At 71.5% G+C, this 7482-nt stretch carries 7 protein-coding genes; 2 read left to right on the top strand and 5 right to left on the bottom strand.

The window, feature by feature from the left end:
* Window positions 1-197: 197 nt before the first annotated feature.
* Both OTB20_RS30035 and OTB20_RS30030 read right to left on the bottom strand, forming a co-directional pair.
* Complete coding sequence (locus OTB20_RS30035; RefSeq protein WP_267822261.1) at window positions 198-734, bottom strand: TerD family protein; 537 nt, start codon at window positions 732-734, stop codon at window positions 198-200.
* Window positions 735-843: 109 nt separating this feature from the next.
* Window positions 844-1992, bottom strand: a complete 1149-nt coding sequence (locus OTB20_RS30030) for a hypothetical protein (RefSeq protein WP_267822259.1) — start codon at window positions 1990-1992, stop codon at window positions 844-846.
* Between the two features lie 242 nt (window positions 1993-2234).
* Between OTB20_RS30030 and OTB20_RS30025 the strand changes: the two genes are divergently transcribed.
* Complete coding sequence (locus OTB20_RS30025) at window positions 2235-3050, top strand: glutamate ABC transporter substrate-binding protein (RefSeq protein ID WP_267822258.1); 816 nt, start codon at window positions 2235-2237, stop codon at window positions 3048-3050.
* Here OTB20_RS30025 and OTB20_RS30020 read toward each other — a convergent pair.
* Together OTB20_RS30020 and OTB20_RS30015 are read right to left on the bottom strand one after the other, a co-directional pair.
* Window positions 3034-3990 (bottom strand): SMP-30/gluconolactonase/LRE family protein, encoded by a 957-nt coding sequence (locus OTB20_RS30020; RefSeq protein WP_267822256.1) that lies wholly within the window; start codon window positions 3988-3990, stop codon window positions 3034-3036. The genes OTB20_RS30025 and OTB20_RS30020 overlap by 17 nt on opposite strands.
* 113 nt (window positions 3991-4103) lie before the next feature.
* Window positions 4104-4676 carry a DJ-1/PfpI family protein gene (locus tag OTB20_RS30015; protein WP_267822254.1) on the bottom strand — a complete coding sequence of 191 codons (573 nt, stop codon included), beginning with the start codon at window positions 4674-4676 and terminating at the stop codon, window positions 4104-4106.
* 235 nt (window positions 4677-4911) lie between these two features.
* Here OTB20_RS30015 and OTB20_RS30010 point away from each other — a divergent pair, with 235 nt between their 5' ends.
* Window positions 4912-5760 (top strand): endonuclease I family protein, encoded by an 849-nt coding sequence (locus OTB20_RS30010; protein ID WP_267822252.1) that lies wholly within the window; start codon window positions 4912-4914, stop codon window positions 5758-5760.
* 34 nt (window positions 5761-5794) lie between these two features.
* On the opposite strand, the gene OTB20_RS30005 is transcribed toward OTB20_RS30010, so the two are convergent.
* Window positions 5795-7450, bottom strand: coding sequence for a beta-N-acetylhexosaminidase (locus tag OTB20_RS30005; protein ID WP_420716515.1), 1656 nt, complete (start codon window positions 7448-7450; stop codon window positions 5795-5797).
* Window positions 7451-7482: the final 32 nt, after the last annotated feature.

Below are 7482 nucleotides of genomic sequence, written 5' to 3'. Positions count from 1 at the left end.
CGCCCGCGCGGCGGCCCCCCCGACAGGTCCGTGCGGTACCGGTCCGTGCTCGGCAAGCGGCCGGACCGCCCGGCGGATCGGCGTCGGACCGCCCGGCGGGCCGACTGGTGCCCACCCCGGCGCCTCAATTCACGACCCACCGCCGCGGCTCAGCCCACGACCACCCCGGCGACTCGGCTCACGAGCACCGCCGCGGCTCAGCTCCGGGCCGCGCCCATCGCCCGGGCGTACTCCTCCGGGTCGGCGTCGAAGCCCCGTACGGCCGCGTCCAGCGACCAGACCCCCGCCGCGTCGCGGGTGAACTCGGCGACCGTCACCGCGCTCGCCGCGCCGAAGCCCGCGAGATCGTCCACGGCGAGGTCGGTGTAGCCCTCCCGGATGCGCAGTCCCGTTCCCGCGACATCGGCGAAGGTCAGCGCCGGGCCGCCACCCGGCCGCTGGATCACCACACCGATGACGACCCGGGTCAGCTCGGTTGCCATCCGGTTCAGTTCGAGGGTCATCACCTCGTCGAAGCCGAGCCCCAGCCCGGTCGCGCTGTCCCGGTTCAACGTGATGGTGCCGTCGGGCGCGCGGCTTCCGAAATGCACCAGGTAGACGGGTTCCCCGTAGGGGTCCGCGGCGGCGTAGACCCCGGCCAGCAGGTCGAGGTCATGGACGGGCTCTCCCGCCGGACTGGGATCCCACCGCAGGGCGATCTCCACCTTGGCCAGGCCCTTGCGTACTCCGCTCACCGAACTCCCCCTCCGAACAGCGTGTGTTGCCCTCCCATGCTGCCACGGGTCCCGCCCCCGGGCTCGAACGACCATACGTTCCCGGCCAGTCCGGGGGCGGCAGGGCCTGTTACCAGTCGCCGTCCTGTACGGGCTTGCCCGGCCGGGGCCCGTTCCCCAGGGGTTCGACCTGCCCGGGGACGGGTTGCGTCCACGGAGCCCCGTCGGCGCCGAGCCATTCGCCCACCGGCTGCACCTGTCCGAGGGTGCCGGAGGGGGCCAGGTCGGCGGCGCCCTCGTCGTAGTAGTCGAACCACGGCAGCCCGGCCTTGGTGTAGGCGGCCCGGTCCACCGGCGAGGGCGGCGGCTCCTCCCCGGTGATCCGGCGCCACGCGGGCGGGGTCACCAGGTGTACGAAGACCCGCGCGGCCGGCTCGGCCGACCAGTCCTTCGCCTTGCGGTCGTCGCGGTACACCTCCTGGCGCATGGCGCCGCCGACACCGAGACCCATCGCCGGCGCCTGCGGAACCGGCCCGGCGCCCGACCGCCGCAGCGGGCCCCCGGCCGCGGCCGGGGGCGAGGGCGCTCCGGGAGGCCCGCCCGGAGCCGGGGGCCCCGCCGCCATCGGCATCATCGCCGCCGGCATCGCCGGAGCCCCTCCGTAGCCGCCGCCCGCGTGACTGCCCGGCGGCAGCGTCCCGTAGGGAACGGGCCCGCTCCGGTAGGTCCCGGCCGTGCGCTCCTCCTCCCGCCACCGCTCCAGCGCCTTCGCGCCGAGCGGGAACGCCTGGAGCTGCACGCCGCCCGCCGTCTCCTCCCCGGTGACCTGGCCCTCCACGGTGGCGCCGAGCCCCAGCGGGACGGCGACGAACTGCCGGACCGTGCCGGTGCCCGAATTGATCCCGTCCAGCCACGGCTGGCGCGGCAGCACGAGGTAGTTCTGCGGCCGGCGCCCGAGCACGCCCGTCCACCGCTCACCGGAGACGGCGCACACCTTGCCGACCCCGACCTGGAGCGCGGTGGGTTGCCTGGTTCCGCCGAAGCTGAGCCACATCGCCTCGCGCAGGTAGACGGGGAGCATCACCCCGCCCTTGGCGAGCCAGTCCGCCGGAACGGTGTCCGGATAGTCCTCGACCCGCCTCAGCGGGAACTCTCCCAGCCCCGGGGGCAGATTGTGCGTACCCGTCTCCGGCAGCCGCAACGTGCGCATGAACCGCACCTGGGCCCCTTCGCCCAGCAGCAGCGCGTTCCCCTCGACCCGTACCCCGCCGTTGGCCACTCGACCGACCTCTCTCCCGCCCGGGACCCGATTCGCCGCAAGATCTGCCGCCGTTCCGGATCGTTACCCTCAAGATTTGCTCAGATGTCGTGACACTGCGCCCGACAATTCCTAGCTTCCTCATATACGCGTCCACCAGCCTCCGCGGTTCCCCGCGCCCTGGCCCGGTCCCGGTGCGCTCCGCGCGCTCCCGTGCGGCTCCGCGCGCCCGCGTATCCGCGTACCCCAGGAAAGAGTGCACCATGAAGGTTCCCAAGGCCGGCGCGATCGCCGCAGTGATCGGCATCGCCCTGACCGCCTCGGCGTGTGCCGGTGACGATGAGCAGGGGACCCTCTCGATCGGCATCAAGTTCGACCAGCCGGGCGTCGGCATGCGGGAGCCCGACGGCACCTTCACCGGATTCGACGTGGACGTGGCCACGTACATCGCCAAGGAGCTCGGCTACAAGAAGGACCAGATCGTCTTCAAGCAGGTCCTCAGCAACGACCGCGAGCTCCTGATCGAGTACAACGAGGTCCAGCTCGTCGCGGCCAGCTACTCGATCAACGACAAGCGCAAGCAGAAGGTCGACTTCGCCGGCCCGTACTTCCTCGCGCACCAGGATCTGATGGTCCGCGCGAACGACGCCACCATCACCAGGGCCGAGGACCTCAACAACGCCGACAAGAGGCTGTGCTCGGTGACCGGCTCGACCTCGGCGGAGAACGTCAGGAAGAACCTGGCCCCGAAGGCGAGCCTCCTGGAGCTCGGTGGCTACTCCGAATGCCTCGTCGCCCTCAAGGAGGGCCTGGTCGACGCCATGACCACGGACAACTCCATCCTGGCCGGCTACACCGTCCGCAAGGGCAACGAGGGCAAGTTCCGGCTGATCGGACTGAGCCTGAGCAACGAGCACTACGGGATCGGCATGAAGAAGGGCAACACCGAGCTCCAGGTCAAGACCAACAACGCGATCCGCAAGATGGTCGAGGACGGCTCCTGGGAAGCGGCCGTGAAGAAGAACTTCGGCCCGGACTACAAGTACGAGCCGGCTCAGGCCATCACAACGGGCAGCTGACGACCGTCGAGGCGGTGGCCGGATCCGACCAGTCGGCGTCGAAGCGGGCGTTGACCACGTAGAGCCGGCCGCCGTACACCGCGGCCGTCGTCGGTTCGTCGAAGCGCGGGTCGGTGATGCGCCGGACGAAGCGGGCCCGGCATCCGTCCTCGCTCAGGGTGAACACGTCCACGGCGTAGGCCCAGTTGCGTACGACGTACAGCGTCCGCCCGTGCAGCACGAGCCCGTCGCCGTTGCCCACGGAGCCCCCGTCGAGCACGGTCCGGGTCGCGGCACCGGTGCGCGGGTCCACGCGGAACAGCGCCTCGGCGGCGTCGTGCACCACGAGCAGGGCCCGGCCGTCGGGGGTCCGCTCGATCCCGTTGGCTCCCCAGTACTCGCCCCCGGGCGGGACGGGGTCCCACTCGCCGCCGAGCCGCAGCGCCCGGGGGGCCGCGGCGGGCTCCCGGCCGGTGGGCAGGAAGTACAGGACGTCCGCGAACGAGTCGGTGAACCAGGCGCCGCCGCAGCCGACGACGGCGTCGTTGACGAAGGCCGTCCCGGTCGCGGCCTGGTGGGTGGCCAGAACCCGCCCGTCCCCGGCGTCGACCACCCGGATCTGCCCGCTGGCACCGCCCGCGACCAGCAGCCGGCCGTACGGGCCGAGCTTGAGGCCCACCGACATCGGTCCCGCACCCCGGGTGATGATCCGCCCGGCGCTGGTGGCGAGGTCGAACCGGTAGATCGAGCCGTCGATCAGCGAGCCCGTGTAGGCCGTGCCGCGCGCGGAGACGGCGATCCCCTCGGGCTGGAAGCCCGGCGGGATCGCCACCGTGTCGGGCCGCGGCGGCCGGGCCGCGTCCTGTGCCTGGGCGAGCGGCGCGCCCGCTCCGACGAGCGCGGCGCCTCCCAGCGCCGCGGCCGCACCGATGAACCCGCGCCGCCCTATGCTTCCCGCCATGAGTGACCCTCTCAACTGCCGTGCGTATCAGGTGGGTTGACTCTCACACCCCACCACATCCGCCCCGCCCCGGCAGTCCCCGGCCCGGATCATTCACAAGGGGACGGGGAAGCTCAGCCTCCCGAAACCGGGGTCTTGGCGCGCAGTACGGTCAGGAACTCCCGCATCCAGGCCGAGTGGTCGGGCCAGGCGCGGGACGACACCAGCGTGCCGTCGACCACGACCTCGGAGTCCTCGAAGTCGGCGCCGACGGCCTTCATGTCCAGCTCCAGTGCCGGATAGGCGGTGACCTTGCGGCCGTCGAGCGCCCCGGCCGCGGCGGTGATCAGGGGGCCGTGGCAGATCTGCGCGATCGGCTTGTCGGAGTCCGCGAAGGCCCCCAGGATCCGCCGCACCTCGGGGTCGTTGCGCAGATACTCCGGGGCGCGCCCGCCGGGTACGACCAGCGCCGCGTACTGTCCGGGGTCCACGTCGGCGAAGGCGATGTCGGCGGGCCAGGTGTAACCGGGCTTCTCGGTGTAGGTGTCGAAGCCGTCCTCGAAGTCGTGCACGACGAAGCGCAGTTTCTTGACCGCCGGCGCCGCGATGTGGACCTCGTATCCCTCTTCGCGCAGGCGCTGGTAGGGGTAGAGGACCTCCAGCGACTCCGCCGCGTCGCCGGTCACGATGAGGATCTTCGCTGCCATGGGCTGCTCCTGGTAGGGCTGTTCACAGTGTGGCCTTCGTCACCCTGCACGCGCGGTGGGCTTCTGCCAAGGGGCTCTCGCGCCAATCACCCGTGACGCGCGTAGAAAGTCCCGGCTCCCGACACGTGCTTTTCACCTGTAGGGCACATGACAATGTGAATCTCGCTCTGCCACCTGATGCCCCGCCAATTCCCCGGGCGGGAGCGGTGCGTATGGAGAGGTACCCCCCCACGTGATGAGAATCTCCAGCCTGACTCCCTGGGCGGCCGGCCTCGCGGCGGCTTCCCTGCTGCTGCTTCCGTCCTCGGCCACGGCCGGCCAGCGGAGCGCCTCCGGCTCCCCGGCACCCGCGGGCGCCTCGGCCGGCGTCTCCCCGGCCGGCGTCTCCTCGGACGCCGCGGTCGACGCCTACTACGCCGCGGCCGAGGGCAAGACCGGCGCCGCCCTCAAGACGGCGCTGCACACCATCATCAAGTCCCAGTCCAAGGTGACGTACGACGGCGTGTGGAACGCCTTGAAGGTCACCGATCAGGACCCCGCGAACTCCAACAACGTCATCCTGGTCTATTCGGGCCGCTCACAGTCGAAGTCCACCAACGGCGGCGGGGTCAACGACTGGAACCGCGAGCACGTCTGGGCCAAGAGTCACGGTGACTTCGGCACCGCCACCGGCCCCGGAACGGACCTGCACCACCTCAGGCCCGAGGACGTCACCGTCAACAGCACCCGCGGGAACAAGGACTTCGACAAGGGCGGCAGCCCGGTCTCCGAGGCCTCGGGCAGTTTCACCGACTCCGACTCCTTCGAGCCCCGGAACGCGGTGAAGGGCGATGTCGCACGCATGCTGCTCTACATGGCCGTGCGCTACGACGGCGGTGACGGTTTCGCGGACCTGGAGATGAACGACAAGGTCAACAACGGCAGCGCGCCCGCCATGGGCCGGCTCAGCGTCCTGAAGCAGTGGAACCTGCAGGACCCGCCGGACGCCTTCGAGCAGCGCCGTAACCAGGTCATATACGACACCTACCAGCACAACCGGAACCCGTTCATCGACCACCCGGAGTGGGTCGACTCCATCTGGTAGGAGAACGCCAGAGCGTCGCCGGTCCCGCCCCGGCCTACAGACGGTCCGCCAGCGCCTTGAAGGCGGGCCAGTCCAGGGCCGGGGTCCGGGAGTCCCACACCTTCTGGGAAAGAGCCGCCAGCGGGAGCCTGATCCCGGCCGCGACCTGGGCCTGGGTCTGGGCTCCGGCCAGATCGCACCAGACGGCCAGGCGCGCGCCCAGGATCTGGTCCTCGTACCGGGCGGGCACCGGCGTGGTGCCGCGCAGCACGAGCGGGGTCCACTGCTCGTAGATGCGCCGGCCCGTGGGGTAGGTGAACTGGTTCGGCTGCCCCAGCACGTAGTAGAGGTACTCGTCGTTGAGGTTGACGACGTCCCGGCCTTCGCGGAGGTACTCCAGCGGCGGCCGGGCGCCGCCCTCCTTGCCGGTCCAGTACTCGACCTGGATGTCCTTGGCGGGCTGCGCGACCCCGCCGGTGAAGAAGCCGTCGTTCCAGGCCGCCGGATCCCGGCCCGCCGAACGGACCACGCCCGCCCGGTCGTTCAGCCAGCCGGTCGCCAGGTCCTGGACCCGCGCGGTGGGCCCGTACCGCTGCCGGGCGGCGGTCGCGAGCTGGGGGAAGGAGGCCTGCGGGTCCTTGTAGACCAGCGCCTGGTATTCGTCGGCGCCCAGGTTCCAGATCGCGCCGGGGAACAACGGCAGGTACTCCCGCAGGAGTTCGTCGACGAGTTTGGCCGCGGCCGGGTTGGCTATGTCCACGGCGCCCTTGACCTCGCGGCCCTGTACGTCGCGCAGTTGCAGCCCGGGGTACGCGCGCAGGACCGCTCCGAGGTGTCCCGGGGAGTCGATCTCGGGTATGACCGCGATGTGCAGGCGGGCGGCGAGCCCCGTTATCCGGCGCACCTGCGCCTTGCTGAGGTGCGGGGTGGAGACGATCTCGGGGTGGGTGTCGGACTCGATCCGGAACGCCTGGTCGTCGGAGAAGTGCAGGCCGAGCTGGTTCATCTTCAGATCGGCCATTTCACGCAGCCGGTCCTCGATCCAGTCCGGGGTGAAGTGCTTGCGCGCGATGTCGAGATTGAGCCCGCGCTGCGGTTTGGCCGGGGCGTCGCGCACGGTCCCCTCCGGCGCCGGAGCGTCGCCGCTCACCTCCTGCTTGAGGGTGCGGGTGCCGTAGAACACTCCGGCCTGGTCGGGTCCGGTGATGTGGACCTGCCCGTCGCGCACCGTCATGGTGTACGACTCGGGCGCCCCGGATCCCTTGACGCCGAGGGCCAGTTCCACGTCGCCGCGACGCGTCTCGTCCGACTCGGCGTATCCGATGCGCAGTTCGCCGGCCAACAGCTTGCCCTCGTCCGCCAGGGCCGCACTGTCGCCCGGCGGTACGACGACCCGCGCCTCGGGGGCGGGCCGCCAGCCGGGGCCGCGGGCCGGCACGTGTTCCCGTACGGCCGGGACCGTGCGCGGGGCGGTGGACAGCGGAAAGGTGGGCGAGGGGGTGCCGGCCGGGGTGGCACTGGTCGCGGGGGCCGCCGGGCTGGAGGCCGTGGTGGCACTGGTCGCGCTGGTGGCCGGGGCGGGTGCCGGGGGCTGCCCCGGGGCGGCCGAACCGGACGTGCAGCCCGGGACCGCGGCAAGGCAGACCAGTGAAGCGACGGTGGCCGTCGCGATGGCGTGATCGCGCACGTACTGCTTCTTCTGCCGCATCATGCACCCGTCTCCCCCGTACCAACCTGGCACGG

Source organism: Streptomyces sp. H27-H1, from assembly GCF_026627445.1.
GTDB lineage: Bacteria > Actinomycetota > Actinomycetes > Streptomycetales > Streptomycetaceae > Streptomyces.
The sequence above is the reverse complement of the archived record's forward strand: the minus strand, read 5'-3'. Positions and strand labels throughout refer to the sequence as shown.